2 protein-coding genes are annotated in these 1,922 nt (G+C 54.8%); one reads left to right on the top strand and one right to left on the bottom strand.

All coding sequences use genetic code 11. From position 1 onward, the window contains the following. The first annotated feature begins 649 nt into the window (after positions 1–649). Positions 650–1,075, top strand: a complete 426-nt coding sequence (locus B2T33_RS09460) for an acyl-CoA thioesterase (RefSeq protein ID WP_120226549.1) — start codon at positions 650–652, stop codon at positions 1,073–1,075. A gap of 13 nt (positions 1,076–1,088) precedes the next feature. On the opposite strand, the gene B2T33_RS09455 is transcribed toward B2T33_RS09460, so the two are convergent. Beyond that, on the bottom strand, positions 1,089–1,922 hold an 834-nt coding region (locus B2T33_RS09455; protein ID WP_286791790.1), incomplete at its 5' end, for an osmoprotectant NAGGN system M42 family peptidase.

The raw sequence follows: 1,922 nt of genomic DNA, 5'->3' as shown, positions 1-1,922 counted from the left end.
AGGCCTGAAGTTCGGAATAGGCCGGATGCAGATCGGAAAAACCGTCATCTGCGTCATTGTGACCAGCACCGCCATGAACGGCACCGGATTTTGAAGCTTGCTTGGCCTGCAAGGTGGTCATTTGTTTGTCTCCCTGCCAAAAAGGCGTCCTCTCCTGACGTCATCGAGAGACAAAACAAGAATGACATTACAATCGACCGCGGGCCAAAAATGATCGCAGCTATCGCGCGATCAGAATGCAATTATGGCGTTACGTGGACGGGCGGGCCCGACCAACTCAGGGTCTCTCGTACTGACATTCTTGGCGTATCCGTTCAGGCAATGCTGAACTGTTTCCCAGTATTTGATCTGCCGTGTGGTTATAGTTTCGGGGTTATCCCCGGTTGATACACGTGCAGATGCCTCTCTCTGACGGATACAGCATGTCCAATCCTGATCATTTGGTCAAGATTAAAAATCCGAATTCTTGGTTGGGTCGCAAAACACCTGCATCCACGCCGAAAAACCGGGGCCCGGCACCATCATATCCACATCGGATAGCAGCCCATTGGACATCCGGTATGTCCCTGATTTGGCAACATTTTGTGCTGGCTTTATTTAGACAAACTAAAGTAACGTCATCGGACAAACCCACTTCGGAAAGCCTTCGATGACCCTTGTAAACGATGCCACCGACACCCTGCCTGACCGTCAACCGTCGGTGCGTGCCGTTGCCATGCCGTCTGATACCAACCCGACCGGGGATATCTTTGGCGGCTGGTTGATGTCGCAAATGGACCTTGCCGCCGGAACCGCGGCCGCACGCCGGGCCAAGGGCAGAACCGCAACCGTCTTTGTCGACAGCATGTCGTTCCTGCGTCCGGTCCATGTCGGCGATGAAGTGTCGTTCTTCACCGAAATCATCCATGTCGGGCGCACATCCCTTCGCATCCATGTCCAGGCCTGGCGCCAGACCCGCTTTGAAGAAACATCCGATAAGGTGACCGAAGGTATCTTTACCTTTGTCGCGCTCGATGAGGCTGGTCGCCCCCGCCCGCTTGACCCCGATCCGGAAGACGCCTTGTCAGAGGCGTGATCAAGTCTCCGGGTCAAACATCCGAGCCAAGCAACGGACTTTGCAGATACGCCACAAGCAATTCACCGACCGCGACGAAGCTGTCGATATGAGCACGTTCATGCCCGTGCGATGCATCCAGCCCGAAACAGATCAATGATCCGCGCGCGTCATAGCCAGCTTCAATCCCGGCGGCCACGTCGCTTCGGTAAAACTTGAACACATCGCGGGAATGCTCAATGCCGTTTGCTTCGCACAGATCAAGCATATGGCGATTAAGCTTGCGATCAAACGGGCCGGACATGTCCTTCATCGCAATGGTCACGCCATACTCGCTGGTGTTCTGCCCCGGTGCGAAGGTGCCGTTATCAACTGCCACCAGTTCGGCAATATCATCATCAAGAATATGTGGCGCGCCATGACCGACTTCTTCGGCAATGGTAAACAGGATTTTGCAATCGACCGGCAAGGATACCTTTCCCGTCACAAGCGCACGGACAGCCGCCAGAACAGCCGCCACACCCGCCTTGTCATCAAGATGGCGCGACACGACAAAGCCGCTGTCGGTAAATTCGGCATTGGTATCAATCGCAACCATATCCCCGACATTGATGCCAACGGCGCGCACGTCATCTCCGTTTGACACCCGCGCATCCAGACGCAGCTCAAGCTGTTCCCATGTAACCGGCTGGCTTTCGATTTCGGTGTTATAGGTATGGCCTGATGCCTTGATCGTCAGGATCGTGCCGCGTGTTGTTTTGCCGTTATCGGAATAGACCGTCACGCGCGCCCCTTCGGCAAAGCGCGAAGACCAATGCCCGATCATGGCGACTTCCAGTCGGCCATTATCCTTGATCTGTTTGACCAT

Source organism: Thalassospira sp. UBA4513, assembly GCF_002388495.1.
Classification (GTDB): domain Bacteria; phylum Pseudomonadota; class Alphaproteobacteria; order Rhodospirillales; family Thalassospiraceae; genus Thalassospira; species Thalassospira tepidiphila.
The sequence above is the reverse complement of the archived record's forward strand: the minus strand, read 5'-3'. Positions and strand labels throughout refer to the sequence as shown.